Source organism: Rhodococcus sp. SORGH_AS_0301 (genome assembly GCF_030818285.1).
Taxonomy (GTDB): domain Bacteria; phylum Actinomycetota; class Actinomycetes; order Mycobacteriales; family Mycobacteriaceae; genus Rhodococcoides.
Window position 1 is genome coordinate 495,017 of record NZ_JAUTAC010000002.1, and the last position, 23,171, is coordinate 518,187.

Genomic DNA, 23,171 nt, shown 5'->3' on the forward strand with positions numbered 1-23,171 from the left:
CGTGCGATTGCTCGCATACACCCCCATCCATGTCGACTTCGCCGAGTTCCGGCGACGTCAGGAGCGGTACGACGCACTGAGCCCGGTGGGCGTGTCCGTCGTCCTGCGCAACATCGGTCCCGATGCTCCGCGCGCGCTGGACACCGAGGCCGACGTCCGAGCGTCCGAAGTGGCGCTGGCCGCCGCCTTCCGCGCGTCCGATCCGGACGAGTTCGACGGGTACCTGCCCGACTGTGTGCTCGATCCGTGTGCGGAGGAGGCGGACTCCTTCGAGCGTCCCCTGTACGGACTGACGCGACTCACCGCGTCGTTCTACGCCTCGCAGGGCCACCGCCTCGGCGCTCTCGCCCGCAATGCCGCCATCGCTGCCGAACTCGACCGCCGCGTGGCGGGTTACGGCATCGCCGCCGAGCCGACCGTCGTCATGGACCTGTCGTTCGACGACATCGCGGATTCGCGGGCCTGGGCCGACGCGGTCACCGTCCACGCTCGTGCGCTGACGTGTTCGGTGGCCATCAACGCGTGCTCGGCGGTCGATCTCACCGGGCCGCGAACCTCACCGCTGGTCGTGGATCCCACGGCCACCGCCCTGCGCCTGCTCGCACTGCGCGACGAGCTGGAGCCGGCATCGTGAGCGCGGACGGACCCGATCTGATCGTCGCCGGCGCCGGCGGCGGACTGATCGCCGCGCTGCGTGCCGCCGAGCACGGACTCGACGTGCTGGTCGTCGAGGCCAGCGACCACTTCAAGCGCGGCAACAACACCGCGATGTCGACGGCCATGATCCCCGGTGCGGGGTCCCGCTGGCAGCGTGAGGCGGGCATCGAGGACTCCCCGGAGACGTTCGTCGAGGACGTGCTCCGCAAGACGAAGGGCACGGCCGACGCAGAGCTCGCCGGAGCCCTCGCCCGCGTGAGCGCGCCACTCGTCGAATGGATGGCGGATCACCTCGACGTGCCGTTGTCGCTGGTCACCGATTTCGCCTACCCCGGTCACTCGGCACTGCGCTGCCACACCGTCGAGGGTCGGCACGGAAGCGTGTTGCTCGAGCACCTGGTGCGCGCGGTGACGGCGGAGCCGCGCATCGACGTTCTGGCACCGGCCCGGCTGACCGACGTCCGCGTCGACGACGGTCGCGTCACCGCTGCGGTGATCACGCTCCCGGACGGGTCGACCGAGACGATCCCCACCGACGCGGTGCTGTTGGCCACCAACGGGTACGGCGGCGACCACGAGCGGGTCGCCACCCACGTGCCCGAGATCGCGCAGGCTCGCTACCACGGCAGCGAGCATTCCCGCGGAGACGCGCTCACCATCGGTGACCGTCTCGGCGCCGCGACCGCGTATCTCGATGCGTACCAGGGGCATGCGGCGCTGTCGAAGAAGGCGTCGACCCTGGTCGGGTGGGCCACCGTCATGCACGGGGGCGTCGTCCTCGACCTCACGGGACGACGCTTCGGTGACGAGACGACGGGCTACTCCGAGTACGCCGCCCATCTCGCGGCCCGCCCGGAGTCCGAGGGCGTCATCGTCATCGACCGCGACATCCACGACAAGTGTCTGTCGTTCACCGACTTTCGTCAGACGGTCGATTCGGGCGCCGTCGTGTGGGCGGACACGCCGGCCGAGCTGGCCGACGCGCTGGGGCTCCCCGCCGATGTCGTCGTCGACGAACTCGCGGCCGTCGAGAGGTACGCGCGGGGTGAGGAGTCGGACCCGCACGGGCGCACCTCGTTCGAGCACGAGCTCACCGGGCCGTACGCCGCGGTCCGCATCGTCCCCGCGCTGTTCCACACCCAGGGCGGCCTCGTCGTCGACGGGAACGCTCGGGTCCTGCGACCCGACGGCACCGCGATCGAGGGACTGTTCGCCTCCGGCGGCGCTGCGATGGGCATCTCGGGCCACGGCGCCGCGGGGTACCTCGCCGGCAACGGATTGCTGCCCGCACTCGGACTCGCTTATCTGGCCGCAGATGTCGTGGCCGGTACTCATCACTAGAGAAGGATTGTCATGACGAAGCTTCTGATCACCAATGCCCGAGTCGTACGTCCGGGCGCCGATCATCCCGAGGACGGCGAATTCCTCGACCTGCTGATCGAGGACGGGACGTTCACCCGCATCGAGGCGGGGATCGATCCGTCCAGCGCCGACACCGTCGTCGACGCCGCCGGCAAGGTCGCGTTCCCCGGAGTGGTGGATGCGCACCAACACTGGGGCATCTACAACCCGCTGGGCGAGGACGCCTACACCGAGTCCAGGGCCTGCGTGCAGGGCGGTGTCACCACCTCGCTGTCCTACATGCGCACCGGTCAGTACTACATGAACACCGGTGGTTCGTACGCCGACGTGTTCCCGACGGTGCTCGAGGCCACTGAGGGCAAGCCGTTCGTCGACTACGCGTACCACCTCGCGCCGATGTCGAAGGAGCACATCGCCGAGATCCCCTCGCTCATCACCGATCACGGTGTGACGTCGTTCAAGATCTTCATGTTCTACGGCAGCCACGGGCTGCACGGGCGCTCGACCGACCAGAGCGAATTCCTCATGACGCCGGAGGGCGAGCGCTACGACCTCGCGCACTTCGAGTTCGTCATGCGCGGCATCCAGGCCGCACGGGAGCAGCTCGGTGACAAGGCCGATCACATCTCGCTCTCGCTGCACTGCGAGACCGCCGAGATCATGAGCGCCTACACCAAGCTCGTCGAGGAGGAGGGAACGCTCACCGGCCTAGCGGCGTACAGCGCTTCGCGTCCGCCGCACTCCGAGGGGCTCGCGGTCACCATCGCGTCGTTCCTCGCCGACGAGACGCAGCTGCCCAACATCAACCTGCTGCACCTCTCCTCCCGCAAGGCTCTCACCGCCGCGATGCGGATGGCGAAGGCGTTCCCGCACGTCAACTTCCGTCGCGAGGTGACCATCGGTCACCTGCTCGCCGACATCGACACCGCCTACGGACTGGGCGGCAAGGTCAACCCGCCGCTGCGCCCGCGCGACGACGTCGAGGCCCTGTGGGAGCACCTGCTCGGCGGCGACATCGACTGGGTGGTCAGCGATCACGCGTGCTGCAAGGACGAGAAGAAATTCGCCGAGGACCGCGGCGACATCTTCGCGGCCAAGTCGGGATTCGGCGGCGCCGAGTACCTGCTGCCGGGACTGGTCAGCGAGGGCCGCAAGCGCGGACTCACCTGGCGCCGCATCGCGGAGCTGACGTCGCTCAATCCCGCTCGTCGCTACGGACTTCCGGGCAAGGGCGAGATCGCCGTCGGTATGGACGCCGACCTGGCACTGGTCGATCCCGATCACACGTGGACGGTGCGTCCCGAGGATTCGGAGTCCACGCAGGAGTACACCCCCTTCGAGGGCTTCGAACTCGGCGCGAAGGTCACCGACACGTTCGTGCGTGGCCACCGCGTACTCGACAACGGCGCTGTCGCGGGGGAGCCGACCGGCCGCTACCTGCACAGGCCCTACAAGTGACCGGGCCCCTGGAAGGGATCCGCGTTCTCGACGCGTCGACGATCCTCGCCGGTCCGCTGGTCGCCCAGATCCTCGGCGACTTCGGTGCCGACGTCGTCAAGATCGAGCACCCCACCAAGCCGGACGGGATGCGTGGGCACGGTCTGGACAAGGACGGCCATCCGCTGTGGTGGACGATGGTCAGCCGCAACAAGCGCGGCATGACGCTGAACCTCGGCAAGCCCGAGGGGGCCGACGTCTTCCGCAAGCTCGTCGCGGACGCCGACGTGGTGGTGGAGAACTTCCGGCCGGGCACCCTCGAGAAGTGGGGCCTCGGCTACGACGTGCTGTCCGAGATCAATCCGGGTCTGATTCTGTTGCGTGTCACCGGTTTCGGCCAGACCGGTCCCTACTCGACGAGGCCGGCGTTCGGCACTCTGGTCGAGTCGATGAGCGGGTTCGCCCACCTCACCGGCTCGGCCGACGGACCGCCGACGCTTCCCGCCTTCGGTCTGGCGGATTCGCTGGCCGGTATCGCGGGATCGTCGGCGGTCTCGATGGCCCTGCTGCACCGGACGAAGACGGGTAGAGGCCAGCAGATCGATCTCGATCTGCTGAGCCCCATCATGACGGCGGTCGGGCCCGGCATCATCTACGCCGACCAGTTGGGCATCGACCAGGAGCGCACCGGTAACCGGTCGAGCAACAACGCGCCCCGCAATCTCTATCGGACCAAGGACGAGCACTGGCTGGCCATCTCCACCAGTGCCAACTCCATCGCCGAACGCGTTCTCCGCCTCGTCGGTCACCCCGAGGTTCTCGACGAGCCGTGGTTCGCGACGGGTCGTCAGCGCGCGGCCCACGCCGACCTGCTCGACGGATACGTCGGTGGGTGGATCGCCGAGCGCACGCGCGACGAGGTGATCGCGGCCTTCGAGGAGGCCGGCGCGGCGGTCGCCCCCGTCTACAAGCCGAGCGAGCTGCTCGACGATCCGCAGGTCAACGCCATCGAGATGGTGACCACGGTCGAGGACGACGCTCTCGGGCCGGTGCGCATGCAGAACGTCATGTGGCGCATGGGGGAGAGCCCTGGCAGCATCCGCCACACCGGACGTCCGCACGGCGCGGACACCGACACCGTGCTCGCCGAGCTCGGTCTCAGCGACGACGAGGTGCGAACCCTGCACGAGACCGGCATCGTCTGACCGCTCGAGTGGGCACACTGGTGTCCATGACGTCAGCACACAGTGTCGCGAAGGATCTCGGTCGACGGCTTCTCTGGTGGGGCGGCGGCAGTGTCGCGGTCGGTGCCGCCGCAGCGTTGGGCGGCGGCTCTCCCGCGGTCCGTGCTTTCGGCATCCAGACCGCGGGCTGGGGTGCCATCGATCTCGCCATCGCCGGGATCGGGGCGGCCCGGTCCACCGAGGTTGCGGCCGACAAGCTGCGGAAGACCTTGTGGATCAACACCGGACTCGACGTCGTCTATGTCGCCCTGGGTGCACATCTCCTGTACCACCGGCCCACCTTCGGCGGGAGGGTGACGCCGGAGCAGTCCTCCGGGCACGGTGCCGCCGTCGTCGTTCAGGGTGCGGCTCTTCTGGTGCTCGACAGCGTGCACGCGAAACGCTTGTGACTCAGGACTCGGCATACCGTCCGGTCCGAGGGGCACACTGGACTGGAGTCCGCGGACCGACGTGGGCCTCGTGGCCGGTGCGTCCGTCGGGGGCGCACCGGCCGCCCTCATTGTGCGGCTGAAATACCCACCGTGTAATTCTCATTTGTCAAGTACCGACACACGCATTTGTTGCGGCATGCCCACTTTTCGGTAACACTCACCACATCAGTCACATGAGTCACGTGAGTCACACAGTCGATCGGTGGGGGTCGGAGTATGCGAGCACGAAGTCGGCAGATCGCGGTGGGGGCCGCGCTGACGTTGGTGGCCAGCGGTCTGGGTGTGCTGTCGGCACCGGTCGCGTCCGCGGAACCGTGCGGTGGTCTCGGTGGCCCCGGCTCGTCTCTGCTGGGCGGCTTCTTCGGTAGCAGCGGATCGAGTGGCGGCGGGGGCAGCAACCCGCGCGGGACTCAGCAGCCGCTCGCCCCGATCCGCAGTGGGAACACACAGTCCGTGGGGTGGGTGACCGGACCTCTCAGCGCCAACAACACGTACGACCGTTTCGGCATCTCGGGTACCGATCTCGGCATCAGCTGGGACAACGGCGCAGGCCAGACGCTCATGGCGTTCGGTGACTCCTTCGGCAACTGCTCGGTGAACGGGCAGCAGTGGCGCAACAACCTGCTGCTGCGATCCAGCGACGACAACCTCTCCGACGGCATCACCGTTCCCGACGCCGTGCCCGGCGACAGTGCGTCCGGCTCCATCGTCCTGCCGGCGACGCCTCGGTACGCCGAGCAGATCGTCCCGACGCTGCGGTTGCCGGAGATCGAGGTGACCACCATCCCGACGGCCGCCATTGCCATCGACGGTGTGCAGTACCTGAACTACATGTCCGTGCAGAGTTGGGGAGACCCCGGCCGGTGGGTCACCAACTTCTCGGCCATCGCGACGTCGAGGGACAACGGGCAGAGCTGGACGACGGACCCGATGACCATTCGCGTCAACAAGGGCGTCACGATTCCCGGTGTCGCTCAGGTCAACGAGGCCAACGGCCGATTCCAGATGAACGCATACGCCAAGGGTCCCGACGGCTGGCTGTACCAGTTCGGAACGCCCAACGGCCGTTTCGGTGCAGCCTTTCTCGCCCGTGTGCAACCGGCGGACATCCTCGATCTGACGAAGTACGAGTATTCCACCGGTGATGTCGCGCGCCCGTGGTCGACCGATGTCGCCGATTCGAAGAAGGTCGTCGACGAACCGGTCAGCGAGCTCAGCGTCTCGTGGAACGCGTACCTGAAGAAGTACGTGATGCTCTACGGCGACGAGAACCAGGGCTCGATCGTCGCCCGCACCGCCACGGATCCGCAGGGACCGTGGAGCCCGATGACAACTCTGCTCGGGCGTGCGGAGACCATCGGCGGCGTCTACGCCCCGTACATCCACCCGAAGTCGAGTGGGCGTGACCTGTACTTCACTGCCTCGCGCTGGTCCGACTACAACGTGATGCTGTTGAAGACGGATCTCGATGCGCTGAAGTGAAGGCTACTTCGGCGTGATGCGTTGTGCCGCTTCGCTGTCGGTGGACTCGTAGTTCCGACCCATCTCTGTGAAGGTGTCTGCGAGCGACGACGCGATCGCGATGTGCGCCTGAAGCAAGGTCGACAAAGACCCCGGCCCACCCACCGCGAGCTCGGAGTACTTGCGCGCCAGCGCCTGGCCGGAGGGGAGGGTTCCGAAGCCCTGTGCGAAGTCCTGCACTTGGATGGTCGACCTCACGGCGGTGATGCCTTCGGCGAATTCTGCGCACGCACGGGCACATCGCTCCGCGGCCTCCGTGGTTATTTCGAGCTCGTTCAACCCTGTCACGGTGCCCCCGTCATGGTGGTGTCGCGCTCTCGAGAGCGCCTGAAATGCGCCTGGCTTTTGCGCAGTAGTCGCCGACAGTTGATGGATCACCCGCGTTTCTCACGGCGAACTCAATTGCCCCTGCGGTCGATGCGTACGCGATGTGGCAGGCCTCGTCGAGAGTTCCCGGAAGTTGCTGGAAGCTGAGCGCTGGGCGCCCGCCTATATCTATATCCTCTTGGTTCACGGATCGGCTGTCTCCGCGGAACTCTGATATCGCTGTGGTCGTCGACGAGATGGTCAGGACGAACCAGTCCTGCCGGAACGAGCAGTACCGCCACTGACTGTTTCCCTGATCGAACTGACCCGAGTCGACGATCTCCGCGTTCACGCCCGCAGCCGCCACGGCGTCACTCGGAATGGTGCACGGATCCCACAGCTCCGCGACGGGTTCGCCCGAGACGCCGGGGGAGCAGGCGCCGCAGAACACGAGCGCAGCCACGGCCACCCCACCTCGAATCCATCGCACTCGAACTTGGACGCGGTCAGCGGCCCGGCGGTTCCCATGCGGATCCGCGCGGGTTCTGGTCAGCCGCGCGCGGTCCAACCGGCGCGGGTGTCCGAACGGTGCTCGGATCCGCCGCGACCGCTGGCCGCGCAGCTCCCAGCACTGCGCGCAGGCCACGGACTTGCGCGTACTGCTGCACGGTGCGCGTCTGCGGCGCCGACCGACGCGCCGATCCGCGCGACCGTCAGCACCCCCGCTCACCACAACCGGCGCACCCGACCGGAGCGTGCGCGGACAAGCGAGCACCACCATCCGCTCACCGCCCAGCACCGTGCGCAGGCACGGCCTGCGCGTACTGCCGCGCAGTGCGCGCCGGCACCCACCCACCCGCGCCGGCACCCGCCCGCCCCGCACCCACCCGCTTCGCCCCCGCCAACCCCACACCCCCGCCCACCCGGCCCGGTAGCGTCGACACGGTGATCTCCGCCGAGGACTGCGCCCGCGCACTGCGCCGCGGGGGCCTCGACGACGTGCTCACCGACGGCACGACCCGCGCCGCCTATTCGTCCGACGCGTCGCTCTACCGCGTGCACCCGCTCGTCGTCGCGCGGCCCCGTCGCACCGAGGACATCGCGGCGGCCGTCGCGGTGTGCCGCGAGACCGGGGTCCCGCTGACCATGCGCGGCGGCGGCACGTCCGTGGCCGGCAACGCGGTGGGTACCGGGGTTGTGCTCGACGTCAGTCGGCACCTGAACCGGGTGCTCCACGTCGACCCCGAGGCGCGCACCGCGACTGTCGAACCCGGCGCCGTGCAGTCGGTGGTGCAGAGGGCAGCGGCGCAGCACGGGCTGCGGTTCGGTCCCGACCCGTCCACCTTCACGCGCTGCACCGTCGGCGGCATGATCGGGAACAACGCGTGCGGCTCGCGCACTCTCGGCTACGGCCGGACCTCCGACAACGTCTCCTCGCTCGACGTGGTGACGGGCAGCGGGGAGCAGCTGCACCTGCCGAGGGACACCACGTCTCCGACTCTCGACGCGCTGCGGCAGATCGTCGCCGGCGGACTCGGAACCGTCCGAACGGAATTCGGTACGTTCGGCCGCCAGGTCTCCGGCTACGCGCTGGAGAACCTGTTGCCGGAGAACCGTTTCGACGTCCGCCGGATGCTGGTGGGCAGCGAGGGCACGCTCGCGGTCACCACGCGCGCCACCGTCGACTTGGTGACGGAGCCTGCGTTCCGCATCCTCGTCGTTCTCGGGTACCCGGACATCGCCACCGCCGGTGACGCCGCGCCCACCGTCCTGACGTTCACGCCCACCGCATGCGAGGGCATCGATTCGCGCATCGTCGACGTCGTCCGCGAACGCCGCGGACCCCATGCGGTTCCGCCGCTTCCCGGCGGCGCCGCGTGGTTGTTCGTCGAGGTCGTCGGCGATACCCGCGAGCAGGCCACGGACCGAGCCGACGCGGTCGCACGCGGCTGCGGAGCGGTCGACTCCCTGGTGGTCACCGACGCGGAACGCACCGCTCGGCTGTGGCAGATCCGAGCAGACGGAGCCGGACTCGCGGGGCGCAGTCCCGCGGGGTTGCCGGCACACGCCGGGTGGGAGGACGCGGCGGTACCGCCGGCCTCGCTCGGCCGATACCTGCGCGACTTCGACGACCTCATGACGCAGTACGGGGTGACCGGGCTGCCGTACGGGCACTTCGGTGACGGGTGCCTGCACGTGCGCATCGACCTGCCGCTCGACAAGCCCGGTGGGACAGGGGTGTTCCGCCGGTTCCTCGTCGACGCCGCCACGCTGGTGGCGCGGTACGGCGGGTCGTTGTCCGGTGAGCACGGCGACGGCCGTGCGCGCAGTGAGCTCTTGCCGCTGATGTACTCGGCGGACGCACTCGCGTTGTTCGGTGCCGTCAAGCATGTGTTCGATCCCGACGGCATCCTCAATCCCGGTGTGCTCCTGGATCCTCGACCACTCGATGCGGATCTCCGTGTCCCGTCCGCAAAGCCTCGGACGCTGCTCGCGATGGCCTACGCCGAGGACGGCGGCGACTTCAGTCAGGCCGTGCACCGGTGCACGGGCGTCGGCAAGTGCCGCGCGGACACCGCCGGCACCAGCGGGGTGATGTGCCCGTCGTACCTGGCGACTCGGGAGGAGAAGGACTCCACCCGCGGGCGCGCCCGGGTACTGCAGGAGATGATCAACGGCTCCGACGTCACCGGCGGGTGGCGCTCGCCCGAGGTGCACGATGCCCTGGATCTGTGCTTGTCCTGCAAGGGATGTGCCTCGGACTGTCCGACCGGTGTCGACTTGGCGTCGTACAAGGCGGAGGTGCTGCACCAGAGCTACCGACGTCGGCTACGCCCCGTGGCGCACTACTCGCTCGGGTGGCTCCCGCGCTGGGCTGCTGTCGCCGCTCGGGCGCCGCGCGCCGTCAACGCTGCGGCGCGGCTTCCGGGGGTGGGGCCGCTTGCACTGCGGGCGGCGGGCATCGATCCGCGTCGCTCGATACCCGAGTTCGCCCCGAGGACGTTCCGGCAGTGGTTTCACGAATCGCACCGGCCCACGACCGGTGATCCCGTCGTGCTCTTCGTCGACTCCTTCACCAATCACTTCACGCCCGAGGTGGGCCGCGCGACGGTGCGTGTGCTCGAGTCGGCGGGCTACCGGCCCCGGCTGACCGAGAAGCAGCAGTGTTGCGGTCTCACGTGGATCTCGACCGGTCAACTGGATGCCGCGAAGCGCATCCTGGGACGCACCGTGGACGCCTTGACCGAGGCGTCGGACGGCGGTGTTCCCATCGTGGGTATCGAACCGTCGTGCACAGGTGTACTTCGCAGCGACGCAACGGAACTGCTCGGTAAGGAGCGCGCCGCGCCGGTCGCCGATGCCACCCGCACGCTGGCCGAACTGCTCACCGAGCGCGGGTGGGAACCGCCGTCCCTGAACGGCCGAGAGGTGGTGGCGCAGCCGCACTGTCACCACCACGCCGTGATGGGCTGGGGCGCAGACGCGGCTCTGCTCGAGAGAGCGGGCGCCGATGTGCAGCGCCTCGGTAGTTGCTGCGGGCTCGCCGGGAATTTCGGCGTCGAGAAGGGGCATTACGACGTCTCGGTCACCATCGCCGGTCAGCAACTTCTGCCGGCGATGCAGTCGGCAGCGGACACCGCGTCGATCCTGGCCGACGGCTATTCCTGCCGCACCCAGCTGTCGGATCTCACGGATCGTCGCGGCGAGCACCTCGCGCAACTGTTCGCGAACGCATTGCCCGATGAAACGGAGTGACGTGTAACACTCGCCGGGGCGGGGTACTCCCGGCGCAACTACGTCCTGGGGGGACATGATGGCTTTCGATCTGACGCTCACACCGGCCCAACACGAGCTGGTCGGCCGTGCTCACGACTTCGCCGAGAACGTGGTTCGGCCCGTTGCTCAGCACTACGACAAGGAGCAGGAGTTCCCGTGGCCGGTGCTGCAGGAGGCGGCCCGCGCGGGGTTCTATTCGCCGTTGTTCTACCGCGACCTCATCGGTGATCCGACCGGCCTGTCGCTGCCGGTGTTCATGGAGGAACTGTTCTGGGGTTGCGCGGGAATCGGTCTCGCGGTGGTGATGCCGGCGCTCGCGCTGTCGGCCATCGGCCAGGCGGCGACGCCGGAGCAGATGCTCGAGTGGGCTCCACAGTGCTTCGGCACCCCCGACGATCTGAAGTTGGCGGCGCTCGCCATCTCCGAGCCCGAGGGCGGCAGCGATGTTCGCAACCTGCGGACCACCGCGCGGCAGGACGGCGACGACTGGATCATCGACGGCCACAAGATGTGGATCGGCAACGGCGGCATCGCGGACGTGCATGTGGTCAACGCCAATGTGGACCCGGAACTCGGTCACAAGGGCCAGGCCCTGTTCATCGTCCCCGGCGGGACCCCCGGACTGGAACTCGTGCGCAAGCTCGACAAGCTGGGGTGCCGCGCCTCGCACACCGCGGAGCTGAAGTTCAACAGTGTCCGCGTTCCCGGCGCCAACCTCCTGGGCGGCCTCGACAAGCTCGAGCACAAGCTGGCCAAGGCCCGCGAGGCGGAGAAGACCGGGATCAGAGGTCGCTCCGCCACTCTCGGAGCGCTCGAGCAGACGCGACCGATGGTGGCCGCTCAGGCCCTCGGAATCGCCCGTGCCTCACTGGAGTACGCGACGAAGTACGCCAACGAGCGTGAGGCGTTCGGGTCGCCGATCATCGACAACCAGGGCATCGCCTTCCCGCTGGCGGATCTCGCGATGCGGATCGACGCGGCGCGCCTGTTGACGTGGCGCGCCAGTTGGATGGCGGCCACGGGTGTCGCCTTCGAGCGCGGCGAGGGGTCGATGGCCAAGCTCGCCGCCACCGAGGTCGCGGTGGCCTCCACCGAGCGGGCGATCCAGACGATGGGCGGGTGGGGCTACATCACCGACCACCCGGTGGAGAAGTGGTACCGCGACGCCAAGCTGTACACCATCTTCGAGGGCACCAGCGAGATCCAGCGCGTCGTCATCAGCAATGCGATCGCGCAGCAGGACGGCGCTCCCCCGCTGCACGTACAGATGGATGCCGAAGGCTCAGCGCTCAACAAGGCCTTCGGCCGCGGAACCGAGACGCGCACCAAGGTGATGGACAAGGCGATGGCGGCCAAGGACAAGGTGCCCGAGCCGGTCCTGCGCGGCGCCATGAAGTTCCTGCAGCCGCCCGGCCGCAAGTAGTCCCGGTGAGTCATCGCGGGATCGGCACGGCCTCCCGCAGAAATGCCAGCTGGTCGGCGATGATCCGGGGGAAGAGCGGCTCGACGTAGGGATCGAAGTGACCACCCTCGTACGTCACCACGGTGGCGCGGGGAATCTTTCGTGCGGTGCGCAGCGCGATGTCCGTCGGGGTGATGGCGTCGTTCGTGGCGATCTGGACGAGGGCGGGGCACTGAATGTTCGCGGCCGTCTTCCCCGGCGAGTACAGGCCGATGTGGAGCAGGATGCGGGCGGCGACCGTCTCGGGGTAGTCACCGGTCTGCAGTCCCGACGCCTCGAGAAGGCGGTCACGTCCGACGGCGGCGTCGGGCGAGACCATGGCGGCGAGGGCGCCGGGTTCACCGATCGAGTCGATGTAGCGGGGCTCGCGACCGAGCAGAGCCCGGATCTGGTCCGAGAGGGCCGCCGGTGCGAGACGCAGGGTCTGGCGCAGGCCGGCGGAGCGCACGGCGGCGATGCCGTCCACGTGCGGGACCTGCGCGATGATCGCGGCCAGTCGTTCGCCCGTGCCCGCCAGGGTGAGGACGTGGCCACCGCCGAACGAGGTGCCCCATGCGACGACGCGGTCGGGGTCGACGCCGTCGAGTAGCCGGGCGAAGGCCAGCGCGTTGCGCCAGTCCTCGAGCTGCCTGCGCACGTCCAGGAGCTGCCGTGGGGTTCCTTCGCTGTCGCCGAAGTGCCGGTAGTCGAACAGCGCGACGACGTAGCCCGCCTGGACGAACTGGTCCGCGTAGGCGGGGAGGCGCAACGCGCGCACCGATCCGAAGCCGTGGGCCATGACGATGATCGGCGCGGAACCGTCGAGCCCGGCAGGTCGGAGGACCGAGATCGCGCAGCGATCGGAACCGGAGTCGAACCACAGGTCGTCGCGAACGGTGTCAGGCATGCGGGCTCCTCTTGATTGACGTTCAAGAGAACGTAGCAGCGTCTTGATCGAGCATCAAGATAGGGTGACCGCATGCCTCGGAACAGACGTCCGCAGGATCGGGAAGAAAAGCGGGCCGAGATCGTCGACGCCGCGACGGCCCTGTTCGTCGAGGCCGGATTCGACGGCACCCCGCTGAGCCGGATAGCGCAGAGCGCCGGCGTCACGCCCAACACCATCTACTGGTACTTCTCCGACAAGGACGAACTGCTCGTCGCCGCCCTCACCGAGATCACGGCGACGGCGTTGACGCGCTTCGCAGGGCTGGAGGTGACGTCACCGCAGGAACGGCTGACGTGGGTGGTGACCGAACTCGAGCGCTACCACCGGTTGGTGGACACCGTTCACGCCCGCGCTGCGGTGTCGGCTCCGATCGACGAGTGGCACAACGGTTTCCATGCCATGGCCGATGCGCTGGTCGCGGAGGAGCTGCGCCACGTCGGCGTCGCCGAGGAGCGGATCGCCGCGCGGACCAAGGTCGTGGTGTTCGCCGTCGAGGGCATGCTGACGCATCCGCAGAGCGCTGCCGACAAGGCTGCGATCGTCGACGCCCTGTTCACCTAGACGACCGGGGTGCCCTGCCGGGGGCGCTCCTCGGCAGGGACTTCCCCCGTGGACCGGCACCGCGAATGCTGGACACCAGCACCACCGACGAGAGGAACCGCGCATGCAGATCACCCGAAGCTCGATCGCGACCACCAAGGGTCCGGCCGACTGGTTCACCGGCGACGTCTACATCGACGCCGTCGCCGCAGCTCCGGCCCCGTCGCGGGTCTCCGCCAACCTGGTCCACTTCATGCCGGGGGCGCGCACGCACTGGCACCGCCACTCGCTGAGCCAGACAGTGTTCGTCACCGAGGGCGTCGGTCTGTGCCAGCGGCAGGGTGGGCCGGTCGAGGTCATCCGTCCCGGCGACCGCGTGCTGTTCGAGGCCGACGAGGTGCACTGGCACGGCGCCGCACCGGATCGCCTGATGGTGCACCTCGCCATCAACGAGGGCGACGACGAGCACGACGTCGTCGTGTGGATGGACCCCGTCACCGACGCGGAGTACACCGCGCACGAGTGACGATCAGCGGGGGAGTCGTCCCTCGATCCGCTCCACGATGGCGGGCCAGATCTCCGACCGCGGGTCGACGACACTGAAGTGGTCTCCCGGGCCCTCGACAAGCGTGACATCGTCACCTGCGGCCGATGCTGCGGTGACGTACTCGCGGCCGATGTCGTTCAGGTTCGGATCGTCCGACGCCGCGACCACCACGATCTGCGGAACCCCGAGTGGCAGTAGCGCTCGGGGGGACGACTCCGCGTGAGCATCCGTGTACCGCGAGCCCAGGGCTGCACGCACCGCGCCGTCACCCAGGCCGCGGTCGTCGGCGATCTTCAGGTCGAGGACTCCGGCGAGACTCACGGCCAGTGCGGGACGGGCATCCGCGGCCCAGCGCATCGCGAGCTGTCCTCCTGCCGAATGGCCGAGGACGGCCTGCGCACCAGCGTGCTTCAGGGCCGCGGCGACATCCGCCGTCGTCGTCTCCCACCCGTGCTCGTCGGGGCTGCGGTACTCGACGTTCCACGTGACGTAGCCGCGGTCGGCCAGATCGATGGCCGCGGCGTCGAGGGAGTCGAGTCGCCACGGTGCCCGCCAATAGCCGCCGTGGATCAGGGCGACGACCGGCCCGCTCGTCCCCCGCACCTCGGCGAACTGTTCGGGGTGCGCCCCATACGACTCGACGGTCGCCGGGTGCAGTCGGTGATGGTGAATCCTGTCGACGGCGTAGCGCAGCCCGCCGAGTCCCCGTCCGCGAATGTGGGCGTGCAGGCCCGCCGAGAGGTCCGCGGCCACGTAGCCGTAGTCGACACGCACCACACACCGGTCGCTCGCCTGCGTGCCGACGCGTCCAACCGCGGTCGGGACCACGATCACGTCACCGGATGCCACGGAGACGTCGTCCGACACGTGGACCTCCCCGGTGGCGCCGCGCGCAGCGAGCGCGGACTGCACCAGGTCGGTCACCGTGCCGAGGTCTCGAACGGCGTCCGGGTGCAGGACGACGTCGATTCGTTCCGAGGACTCGCTCATCCCTCGAATCTACGTCCTAGGCTCGGGGGAATCGACGAAAGAGGAGCAATGGACGAGCGCGCCATCGAGAAGGACATCGTCACCGATTTCCGCGAGCGGATGAGTTACGGGGCGTACCTCGATCTCGACACTCTGCTCAGTGCGCAGAAGCCGGTGAGTGTCCCGGAGCATCACGACGAGTTGCTGTTCATCATCCAGCATCAGACCACCGAGCTGTGGTTCAAGCTGGTCCTGCACGAACTTCTTGCGGCGCGCGATGCGTTCGATGCCGACGATCTCGGGTTCGCGCTCAAATGTGTCGCCCGGGTCAAGCACATCCAGAAGACGCTGACCGAACAATGGTCGGTACTCGCGACGCTCACGCCGACGGAGTATGCACAGTTCCGCGGCTTCCTCGGGAACTCCTCCGGGTTCCAGTCCGCTCAGTATCGCGCGGTGGAGTTCGTGCTCGGCAACAAGAACGACGCCATGCTCACGGTGTTCGAATCCGACCCCACAGCAACGGAATTGCTTACTCGTGTGCACCAGGAACCCAGTGTCTACGATGCGTTGTGGCGCTGCTTGGCGCGTGCCGGCCACGACGTCCCGGCCAGCGCGCTGCACCGCGATGTCACCGCGCCCTACTCCCGCAACGACGACCTGATGCCGCTCATCACGCACGTCTACGAGAACCCGACCGAGAACTGGGCCGCGTACGAGGCGTTCGAGGAATTCGTCGACCTGGAGGAGAACTTTCAGCTCTGGCGGTTCCGGCACATGCGCACAGTGCTCCGTACGATCGGGCACAAGAGCGGTACCGGAGGCTCCAGTGGTGTCGGCTTCCTCCAGCGTGCCCTCGAGTTGACGTTCTTCCCCGAGTTGTTCGCCGCCCGCACCGAGATCGGACAGTCATGACCGCAGCAGACCTCGACGCACGGGACCCCCTGCGCGAGTACCGCTCTCGCTTCCACACCGACGACGCCGATCCTGTCGTGTCCTATCTCGACGGCAATTCGCTCGGTCGGCCGACGACGGCGAGCATCGAGCGTGTCTCGACGTTCATGACGCAGGACTGGGGTGGCCGGCTGATCCGCGGGTGGGACGAGGAATGGTTCGAGCTGCCCATCACGTTGGGCGACACGCTCGGTCGGGTGGCCCTGGGTGCAGCACCCGGGCAGACCGTCATCGGTGACTCCACCACCGTCCTGCTCTACAAGATCGCGCGCGGGGCGGCGGCGCTGAGGCCGGGCCGGACCGAGATCGTGCTCGATCGCGACAACTTCCCGACCGATCGCTACGTCCTCGAGTCCATCGCGTCCGAACTCAACCTGACGCTGGTGTGGATCGACTCGGACCGGCGGTCGGGCGTACGGACTGCGGACATCGCCGATGTCGTCACCGAGCGAACAGCTTTCGTGCTTCTCAGTCATGTCGCCTACCGCTCGGGCTTTCTCGCGGACGCGTCCGCGGCGGCCCGTGTCGCGCACGACGTCGGCGCCCTGGTGGTGCTCGACCTGTCGCACTCGGTGGGATCCGTGCCGCTCCGTCTCGACGAGTGGGGTGTCGATCTCGCCGTCGGCTGCACCTACAAGTACCTGAACGGTGGTCCCGGCTCGCCCGCGTTCGCCTACGTCCGCGCGGAGCATCTGCCCGAGTTTCGGCAGCCCGTATGGGGATGGATGGGGCGTGCCGACGCCTTCGCCATGGAGCAGGGATACGTCCCGGCCGAGGGCGTGCGACGCGTCATCAGCGGCACCCCGCCGGTGCTCGGCATGATCGCGATGCAGGACACGCTCGCCATGATCGGCGAGGTCGGCATGGACGCGATCCGCGCGAAGTCGGTCGCTCTCACCGAGTACGCGCTCGAGCTGGTGCGCTCGGACCTGGTGCCACTGGGCGTGGAGATCGCCTCGCCGGAGAACGCGGACGAGCGCGGGGGACACGTCACGCTCGATCACCCCGATTTCCGCGAGGTCACGGCGCGGCTGTGGAAGCGCGGTGTCATCCCCGACTTCCGGGCCCCGAGCGGCATCAGGCTCGGCCTGAGCCCGCTCAGCACCAGCTTCGAGGAGGTGCGCATCGGCGTTCTCGCGATCGCCGAGGAGCTCCGGCGCTGACACCTGGCACTACAACACGACCGGTCAGATGGTTATGCTCTGACGACTTTGTGGCTGAGGGGGTCCGGTGGGGGTCGAACGTGCGCGAATCGGAATGGTCGACGATCACGAACTGATCGTCCGTGGTCTGCGGGATTCCTTCGCCGATCATCCCGATCTCGAGTTCGTCGCGAGCGCCCCCACGGTCTCCGAACTGTTCGACGTCACCACGGACCTCGATCTGGTCATCCTCGACCTGCGACTGCGCGACGGGTCCTCGCCGGTGGCCAACGTCGAGGCCATCCGCGCCCGGGGGCTCGACGTGCTGGTTCTCACCTCGGGCGAGGATCCGTTCCTGGTCCGCTCGGCCGCCCGCGCCGGCGTGCTCGGCGTCGTGCGCAAGTCCCAGCCGATCGAGTCGGTGGTGGACGCCGTGCGGAGTGCAGCCCGGGGCGAGATGGTGCCCACCATCGACTGGGCGGCAGCCATCGACGGGGATCCCGAGCTCGCCGCGGTGGATCTGAGCCCGCAGCATCGACGACTGCTCACGCTCTACGCGGCCGGGGAGACCGCCACGCGGGTGGCGTCGACCATGGGTATCTCGCCCGAGACGGTGAACGACTATCTCGGTCGTATCCGGCTCAAGTACGCCGACGCCGGCAGGCCTGCCCCGACCAAGACCGATCTCTACAAACGGGCACTGGAGGACGGGTGGTTGCCGTTTCCTCGTCGACGCAGGAAGTCGTGACGACGGCGGAGCGCAGCGCGGCCGATCAGATCCTCACGATGTTCGGCCGCTTCATCGGCGTGGGCTACGTCTTCTACCTGCTCGTGTCGATTCCGCTCATCCGCGATCTGGAGGGGGTGTCGGCGTCCTGGTGGACTCCGGTCGGGCTCGTCCTGTTCTTCGGACCCGGACTGGCGTTGGGCGCCGCGTCGTTCGGCCGGCGGGGTCAGCGTGCGCTCCGGCCACTGGCGGCGGCCTGCGCCGTGGTCTTCCTGCTCGGGTTGCTCACCTGGCCGCTCGGATGGACGGGCGAGACCCTGCCCGACGGGAAGGCTGCCTGGTTCTCCCTCTTCCCTGCCCTGGCTTCTCTGGGGGCTGCGGTGTCGATGAGGCCGCGCTGGGCGTTCCTCCATCTCGCGGTGGCCGTCACGGGCGTCCAACTGGCCAACCACTATCTGCGTGACGCCGGTGACCGGAGTCCGTTGGTGGCCGACATCGTCTACAGCTTCGGCTTCAGCCTCATCTTCGTCGCCGCGTCGATCACGGCGTCGCGCACGGGCTTCCTTCTCGATCGCACCCGCGAGTCCACCTACGCGCAGGCCGCCAGTTCTGCCGCTGTGCAGGCGCGGACGGTCGAACGTCGACGGTTCGACGGGTTGATCCACGACAACGTCATGTCCACGCTCCTCGCCGCATCGCGCGGTCCGATGGATCAACGTCTCGTCGACCAGGCGAGCGTCGCGTTGGCGGAGCTCGACACGTTGCGACGGAACACGCTGCCTGCCGCTGACTTCGATGTGCAGGACGTGGTCGCGCACCTTCGCGCCGCGGCCGCGGCAGTGGACGCATCGGCGACACTGAGCTTCCGGTTCGAGGCCGATGCGGCGGAACGGACTGTGCCGGCCGAGACAGTCCGCACCGTGGGCGCCGCCATGGCCGAGGCGATGCGGAACAGCCTGCGGCACGCGGGCCCCGATGCCCACCGGTCGGTCGTGGCTGCGCTCTCCCCACTCGGACTCCGGGTGACGGTGACGGACGACGGCCCCGGCTTCGATCTGTCGTCGATACCGGCACATCGCCTGGGCGTCCGGGTCAGCATTCTCGACCGCATGCACCGGCTTCCGGGCGGCTCCGCCGCGCTCCGCACTGCGGTGGGTCGGGGCACAGTCGTCGAACTGCGGTGGGAGGCACAGTGAGCAGAACGAACGATGTCACGACTCTGCTGGGCATGCACACGCGTGCAGCCTTCGTGGTGGTCGCCTTCAACGTCGCCGGTGTCGTTCTGGCCGCCGCCTCGACACTCGAGGGCGTCACCGAGCCGGCGCTCGTCGCGGTGGCGGTCGTCCTGCATGCCGTGTCCGTCGCGGCACTCCTCCGCGTCCCGGGCGATCCGATCCCTTTCGGCGCGACGGCAGCCGTCACGCTCACCGGCCCGCTGTCGTGTGCGATCGTCCTCGCCGCGCTTCCGGTGCCGATCGGGAGCCCTCTGCAGATGTGGCCGATCGGGACGGCGGCCGGGATCTACACCTTCCTCTGTGTCCGTGGGCGCACGTGGTGGGCGTGGGCCGGGTTCCTCGGCATCTTCGTCGTCACGCTCGTCTGGTGCCTGCTGACCGAGCAGAGCGCGGTCGACGCCGTGCTGTACGTGCTGCCCAGCGGCGCGCTGGTGTTGATGGGCACGTTCTTCGCGTTCGCGCTGCGCTCACCCGTCACGGACATCTTCCGGCTACGGGAGGAGTCCACGAGACAGGCAGCGGAGGAAGCGGCGGCCGCCGCGGCACTGCACGAGCGGGACCTGCAGCTGACCCGGCTCGACGAGCTGGCCCGCCCTCTCCTCACCAGGATCGCCTCGGGTGAGCCGCTGTCCGACGACGAGCGACTGAGCTGCCGTCTTCTCGAGTTCCATCTGCGGGACACCCTGCGTGCCGCGGGACTGGCCGACTCCGAGGTGAGCAGTGCGGCGCGGGCCGCGCGGAGTCGGGGAGTCGACGTGGTCCTGCTCGACGACCGCGGCGCGGACGCGACCGGCGTGGTCGATCGCGACATCGTGACCTCGGTGATCACCGCCCTCGAGAGCGACTCCACCAGCGCGGTGACGGTGCGTCTTCTTCCGCCGGACCGGGACTCGGCGGCGTCCATCCTGGTCACGGGAGCGGACGGAACGCACCGGGCCGAGTTCGACCGATCGGGCACCCGGCTGTCCTCCTGAGAGTCACGCCCCGTTCAAGTCCGTGCGGCACGGTGCGGAGCATGCAGATCTCGCGACGCTCCCTGTTCCGCTACGCCGCGCTCGGTGCCGCGGCCACGCCGTTGCTCGCCTGCAGCACCGGGCCCACCCTGGTGCGGGCGCGCCCGTCGCTGACCCACGGCGTCGCGAGCGGCGACGTCCGTGCCGATGGTGCGCTCGTCTGGGCACGGTCGGACACGCCCGCGACGATGATCGTCGACACGTCGGCCACCGACGCGTTCTCCTCCGTCACGACGACGCGGGGACCTCTCCTCACACCGCAGTCCGACGGCACCGGCGTGCTGCGCCTCACGGGTCTGCCGGCGGGACAGCGAGTGCACTACCGCGTGACGCTGGAGGGCGAGGACGGCGCCACGTCGGAGCCCGTCACCGGGGTGTTCTCCACGGCTCCCGACAGCCCGTCGAACATTCGCCTCCTGTGGGGCGGCGACACGGCGGGCCAGGGTTACGGGATCAATCCCGACATCGGCGGCATGACCATCTTCGGAGCGATGGCCGATCGGGAACCGGACCTGTTCCTGCACAGCGGCGACGTCATCTATGCCGACGGGCCGCTCGAGGAGAGCGTCACGTTGCCCGACGGCCGGGTGTGGCGGAACACGATGTCCGAGGCCAAGTCCAAGGTCGCGGAGACCCTCGACGAGTATCGCGGGCAGTACGCGTACAACCTCACCGACGACAACTACCGGCGCTTCAATTCCTCGGTCGCGCAGGTGGTGCAGTGGGACGATCACGAGACCGTCAACAACTGGTATCCCGGTGAGATTCTCGACCTCGAGCAGTACACCGTGAAAGATGTGAACCTGTTGTCGCAGCGGGCTTTGCAGGCCTTTCACGAGTGGCTCCCGGTCGCTCCCGCCGAGGCCGTCGACGGGCGGGTGTACCGGAAGATCGCCTACGGTCCGCTGCTCGACGTCTTCGTCCTGGACATGCGGAGCTACAAGGACGCGAACAGTGCCAACACCGCCCCGACCGGGGAGATTCTCGGAGATGCACAGCGGCGGTGGCTGATCGACGAGCTGTCGCGCTCGACCGCCACGTGGAAGATCATCGCCAACGACCTCCCCCTGGGGCTCGTGGTGCCGGACGGCAAGACCGCGCAGGAGGGCGTCGGCAACGGTGACCCCGGTGCCCCGCTCGGTCGGGAGACCGACATCGCGCAGGTACTCACCGCGATCGACCGGAACGACGTCACCGGCACCGTGTGGCTCACCGCCGACGTGCATTACACGGCGGCGCATCGGTATTCACCCGAGCGCGCCGCCTACCAGGAGTTCCGCGAATTCTGGGAGTTCGTCAGCGGGCCTCTCAACGCGGGTGCGTTCGGGCCGAACGACCTCGATCCCACCTTCGGCCCGGAGGCGGTGTTCGTGCACGCACCGCCGGAGCCGAATGCCTCACCGCTCGATACCTTCCAGCACTTCGGGGAGGTGCTGATCGACAAGTACTCGCGGTCGCTGACGGTGAACCTGTGCGACGGAACCGGGGCGGTTCTCTTCACGCAGGTGCTGCCGGCGCCCTGACCGGCTACTTGCGCCCGGCCGCCCAGCGCATGCCCCAGCCGTACTTCTTGTCCAGGTCCGCCTGGCTGCCCTGGATGTACTCGACCTCGCGCGTGACCGTGATGCCCTGGCCGGTGTTCTGGATCAGCGCGATGGAGCAGATGCGGGCGGAGTTGTTGTCGGAGTCCAGACGCACCTCCACCTGCGGGCCGCTGGTGGGGAACAGCGTGACGACGCCGTCGACCGCGGCCCAGTTCGGGGCGCCGTCGTAGATCATCGCGAAAATAAGAATGCGCTTGAAGGCGTCGGGCCGCGCGAGGTTGATGTGCATGTTCTCGCCGCCCGTGACGGATCCGGAGCGGTCGTCGCCGTCGAGCTGGATGAACGGTGCGCTCTCGAGGGCACCGAAGCTCTTGCCCAGCGCCTGGATGACGCCCTTCGACCCGTCGGCCAGCTCGTACAGGCAGCCGAGGTCGAGGTCGACGCCGCCGGTGCCGTACGACGCGGCGGCGAGCTTCGCGAGGAAGCCCTTCCTCTTCGGCTCGGGTGCGGCCGCGCCCTGCGACCAGTTGAGGTTGACGCGCATCGCGCCCTGGCTCTCACCTTTCTTGGCCAGATTCACCGTCGGCGCGGCCTTCGACAGCGTCACCTTGCTCAGATTGACGCCGCCCGCTGCCGGGGCGGGGGTGGACGGCCTTTTGGTGTAGTCGATCGCCATGGGTGGGAGGCCTTTCTTCCGGAAACGGCGGTGTCCGTTTCGCGCACTTCCCTCAGCGTAGTCGCCGTGAGCGGGCCGCACCTACCGTCGACCAGTCCTGCACTGCGAGAGCAACTTCGGCCAGAAAATTCTCTGGAGGGTACTTGGCACTCTCGGGTGGAGAGTGCTAAATTCGGTGTCACGCACAGAGGAGCCGAGCATGACGGGCTCGGTGTCCACGAGATACAGGAGGTGTGTTGCTGTGCTTCGTTTCGATCCTTTCCGTGACCTCGACGCCGTGACCTCGAGCTTGCTGGGAGCCGGGTCGGGCACCGACCGTTCGCCGCGGTTCATGCCGATGGATCTGTACAAGGTCGACGACCATTACGTCCTCGACGCGGATCTCCCCGGTGTGGATCCGGGCTCGATCGACCTCGACGTCGACCGTGGAACCCTCACGGTGACGGCCCACCGTTCGGCACCGAGCGGCGACTCCCGGCAGTGGCTCACCTCGGAGCGCTTCACGGGCACCTACCGTCGCCAGCTCGCGCTGGGTGACGGCATCGACACCGAGCGCATCACCGCGTCGTACGACAACGGTGTTCTCTCCGTACACATCCCGCTGTCCGAGCGCGCCGCGCCGCGCAAGATCAGCATCGCGCAGTCCGAGAACACCGGTGAGCAGACGACACTGGAGGCCTCGGCGTCCTGACGCTGCGC

22 protein-coding genes are annotated in these 23,171 nt (G+C 68.4%); 17 read left to right on the forward strand and 5 right to left on the reverse strand.

Annotation, left to right across the window (positions count from 1 at the left end):
• Position 1: 1 nt before the first annotated feature.
• The 6 genes from QE397_RS02925 (at position 2) to QE397_RS02950 (ending at position 6,613) form a co-directional block, all read left to right on the forward strand.
• The gene (locus QE397_RS02925) at positions 2-634 is read left to right on the forward strand and encodes a hydantoin racemase (RefSeq protein WP_307091574.1); all 633 of its coding nucleotides are present in this window, start codon (positions 2-4) and stop codon (positions 632-634) included.
• On the forward strand, positions 631-1,998 hold the full coding sequence (locus tag QE397_RS02930; protein ID WP_307091576.1) for an FAD-binding protein: 1,368 nt from the start codon (positions 631-633) through the stop codon (positions 1,996-1,998). Before QE397_RS02925 ends, QE397_RS02930 begins: the two co-directional genes overlap by 4 nt.
• A gap of 12 nt (positions 1,999-2,010) precedes the next feature.
• Positions 2,011-3,477, forward strand: a complete 1,467-nt coding sequence (locus QE397_RS02935) for a dihydroorotase family protein (protein WP_307091578.1) — start codon at positions 2,011-2,013, stop codon at positions 3,475-3,477.
• On the forward strand, positions 3,474-4,661 hold the full coding sequence (locus QE397_RS02940; protein ID WP_056442086.1) for a CaiB/BaiF CoA-transferase family protein: 1,188 nt from the start codon (positions 3,474-3,476) through the stop codon (positions 4,659-4,661). The genes QE397_RS02935 and QE397_RS02940 overlap by 4 nt, the downstream gene beginning before the upstream one ends.
• Positions 4,662-4,687: 26 nt before the next feature.
• Positions 4,688-5,089 carry a hypothetical protein gene (locus QE397_RS02945; protein WP_307091579.1) on the forward strand — a complete coding sequence of 134 codons (402 nt, stop codon included), beginning with the start codon at positions 4,688-4,690 and terminating at the stop codon, positions 5,087-5,089.
• A gap of 258 nt (positions 5,090-5,347) precedes the next feature.
• Positions 5,348-6,613: a DUF4185 domain-containing protein gene (locus QE397_RS02950; protein ID WP_307091581.1), complete on the forward strand. Its 1,266-nt coding sequence runs from the start codon at positions 5,348-5,350 to the stop codon at positions 6,611-6,613.
• Between the two features lie 3 nt (positions 6,614-6,616).
• Here the strand turns inward: QE397_RS02950 and QE397_RS02955 are convergent, their stop codons facing one another.
• A complete protein-coding gene (locus tag QE397_RS02955) occupies positions 6,617-6,832 on the reverse strand; it encodes a hypothetical protein (protein ID WP_307091583.1) in 216 nt (71 codons plus the stop codon).
• Between the two features lie 118 nt (positions 6,833-6,950).
• Positions 6,951-7,421 carry a DUF3558 domain-containing protein gene (locus QE397_RS02960; RefSeq protein WP_307091585.1) on the reverse strand — a complete coding sequence of 157 codons (471 nt, stop codon included), beginning with the start codon at positions 7,419-7,421 and terminating at the stop codon, positions 6,951-6,953.
• A 482-nt stretch (positions 7,422-7,903) separates the two neighbouring features.
• On the opposite strand from QE397_RS02960, the gene QE397_RS02965 reads away from it, so the two are divergent.
• Together QE397_RS02965 and QE397_RS02970 are read left to right on the forward strand one after the other, a co-directional pair.
• Positions 7,904-10,714, forward strand: a complete 2,811-nt coding sequence (locus QE397_RS02965; RefSeq protein WP_307097329.1) for an FAD-binding and (Fe-S)-binding domain-containing protein — start codon at positions 7,904-7,906, stop codon at positions 10,712-10,714.
• A gap of 58 nt (positions 10,715-10,772) precedes the next feature.
• Entirely contained in the window at positions 10,773-12,158 is a 1,386-nt protein-coding gene (locus QE397_RS02970; protein ID WP_307091588.1) for an acyl-CoA dehydrogenase family protein, read from the forward strand.
• 10 nt (positions 12,159-12,168) lie between these two features.
• Here the strand turns inward: QE397_RS02970 and QE397_RS02975 are convergent, their stop codons facing one another.
• The gene (locus tag QE397_RS02975; RefSeq protein ID WP_307091590.1) at positions 12,169-13,083 is read right to left on the reverse strand and encodes an alpha/beta hydrolase; all 915 of its coding nucleotides are present in this window, start codon (positions 13,081-13,083) and stop codon (positions 12,169-12,171) included.
• Between the two features lie 72 nt (positions 13,084-13,155).
• Here QE397_RS02975 and QE397_RS02980 point away from each other — a divergent pair, with 72 nt between their 5' ends.
• Both QE397_RS02980 and QE397_RS02985 read left to right on the forward strand, forming a co-directional pair.
• Positions 13,156-13,686, forward strand: a complete 531-nt coding sequence (locus QE397_RS02980; RefSeq protein WP_307091591.1) for a TetR/AcrR family transcriptional regulator — start codon at positions 13,156-13,158, stop codon at positions 13,684-13,686.
• Between the two features lie 103 nt (positions 13,687-13,789).
• Positions 13,790-14,191, forward strand: coding sequence for a cupin domain-containing protein (locus tag QE397_RS02985; protein ID WP_307091594.1), 402 nt, complete (start codon positions 13,790-13,792; stop codon positions 14,189-14,191).
• 3 nt (positions 14,192-14,194) lie between these two features.
• Here QE397_RS02985 and QE397_RS02990 read toward each other — a convergent pair whose 3' ends face one another.
• Entirely contained in the window at positions 14,195-15,202 is a 1,008-nt protein-coding gene (locus tag QE397_RS02990; RefSeq protein WP_307091596.1) for an alpha/beta hydrolase, read from the reverse strand.
• Positions 15,203-15,250: 48 nt separating this feature from the next.
• On the opposite strand from QE397_RS02990, the gene QE397_RS02995 reads away from it, so the two are divergent.
• The 6 genes from QE397_RS02995 to QE397_RS03020 all read left to right on the forward strand — a co-directional run bounded on the left by QE397_RS02995 (position 15,251) and on the right by QE397_RS03020 (position 21,775).
• Positions 15,251-16,096, forward strand: coding sequence for a tryptophan 2,3-dioxygenase (locus QE397_RS02995; protein ID WP_307091598.1), 846 nt, complete (start codon positions 15,251-15,253; stop codon positions 16,094-16,096).
• Entirely contained in the window at positions 16,093-17,298 is a 1,206-nt protein-coding gene (kynU, locus tag QE397_RS03000) for a kynureninase (protein WP_307091600.1), read from the forward strand. Before QE397_RS02995 ends, kynU begins: the two co-directional genes overlap by 4 nt.
• 94 nt (positions 17,299-17,392) lie before the next feature.
• The gene (locus QE397_RS03005) at positions 17,393-18,025 is read left to right on the forward strand and encodes a response regulator transcription factor (protein ID WP_307091603.1); all 633 of its coding nucleotides are present in this window, start codon (positions 17,393-17,395) and stop codon (positions 18,023-18,025) included.
• Positions 18,022-19,200 (forward strand): sensor histidine kinase, encoded by a 1,179-nt coding sequence (locus QE397_RS03010; protein ID WP_307091606.1) that lies wholly within the window; start codon positions 18,022-18,024, stop codon positions 19,198-19,200. Before QE397_RS03005 ends, QE397_RS03010 begins: the two co-directional genes overlap by 4 nt.
• Entirely contained in the window at positions 19,197-20,213 is a 1,017-nt protein-coding gene (locus QE397_RS03015) for a hypothetical protein (RefSeq protein ID WP_027504779.1), read from the forward strand. The genes QE397_RS03010 and QE397_RS03015 overlap by 4 nt, the downstream gene beginning before the upstream one ends.
• A 41-nt stretch (positions 20,214-20,254) precedes the next feature.
• The gene (locus QE397_RS03020) at positions 20,255-21,775 is read left to right on the forward strand and encodes an alkaline phosphatase (protein ID WP_307091609.1); all 1,521 of its coding nucleotides are present in this window, start codon (positions 20,255-20,257) and stop codon (positions 21,773-21,775) included.
• 4 nt (positions 21,776-21,779) lie between these two features.
• Here the strand turns inward: QE397_RS03020 and QE397_RS03025 are convergent, their stop codons facing one another.
• On the reverse strand, positions 21,780-22,472 hold the full coding sequence (locus QE397_RS03025) for a tellurium resistance protein (protein ID WP_307091612.1): 693 nt from the start codon (positions 22,470-22,472) through the stop codon (positions 21,780-21,782).
• A gap of 241 nt (positions 22,473-22,713) precedes the next feature.
• Between QE397_RS03025 and QE397_RS03030 the strand changes: the two genes are divergently transcribed.
• Positions 22,714-23,163 carry an Hsp20/alpha crystallin family protein gene (locus QE397_RS03030; RefSeq protein ID WP_307091614.1) on the forward strand — a complete coding sequence of 150 codons (450 nt, stop codon included), beginning with the start codon at positions 22,714-22,716 and terminating at the stop codon, positions 23,161-23,163.
• Positions 23,164-23,171 lie beyond the last annotated feature (8 nt).

Excerpts from the sequence above, each read along its gene's own strand:
- QE397_RS02935 (WP_307091578.1), top strand. The coding sequence starts at position 2,011 with ATGACGAAGCTTCTGATCACCAATGCCCGAGTCGTACGTCCGGGCGCC.
- QE397_RS02945 (WP_307091579.1), top strand. The coding sequence starts at position 4,688 with ATGACGTCAGCACACAGTGTCGCGAAGGATCTCGGTCGACGGCTTCTC.
- QE397_RS02950 (WP_307091581.1), top strand. The coding sequence starts at position 5,348 with ATGCGAGCACGAAGTCGGCAGATCGCGGTGGGGGCCGCGCTGACGTTG.
- QE397_RS02970 (WP_307091588.1), top strand. The coding sequence starts at position 10,773 with ATGGCTTTCGATCTGACGCTCACACCGGCCCAACACGAGCTGGTCGGC.
- QE397_RS02975 (WP_307091590.1), bottom strand. The coding sequence starts at position 13,083 with ATGCCTGACACCGTTCGCGACGACCTGTGGTTCGACTCCGGTTCCGAT.
- QE397_RS02980 (WP_307091591.1), top strand. The coding sequence starts at position 13,156 with ATGCCTCGGAACAGACGTCCGCAGGATCGGGAAGAAAAGCGGGCCGAG.
- QE397_RS02985 (WP_307091594.1), top strand. The coding sequence starts at position 13,790 with ATGCAGATCACCCGAAGCTCGATCGCGACCACCAAGGGTCCGGCCGAC.
- QE397_RS02990 (WP_307091596.1), bottom strand. The coding sequence starts at position 15,202 with ATGAGCGAGTCCTCGGAACGAATCGACGTCGTCCTGCACCCGGACGCC.
- QE397_RS02995 (WP_307091598.1), top strand. The coding sequence starts at position 15,251 with ATGGACGAGCGCGCCATCGAGAAGGACATCGTCACCGATTTCCGCGAG.
- kynU (WP_307091600.1), top strand. The coding sequence starts at position 16,093 with ATGACCGCAGCAGACCTCGACGCACGGGACCCCCTGCGCGAGTACCGC.
- QE397_RS03005 (WP_307091603.1), top strand. The coding sequence starts at position 17,393 with ATGGTCGACGATCACGAACTGATCGTCCGTGGTCTGCGGGATTCCTTC.
- QE397_RS03020 (WP_307091609.1), top strand. The coding sequence starts at position 20,255 with ATGCAGATCTCGCGACGCTCCCTGTTCCGCTACGCCGCGCTCGGTGCC.
- QE397_RS03025 (WP_307091612.1), bottom strand. The coding sequence starts at position 22,472 with ATGGCGATCGACTACACCAAAAGGCCGTCCACCCCCGCCCCGGCAGCG.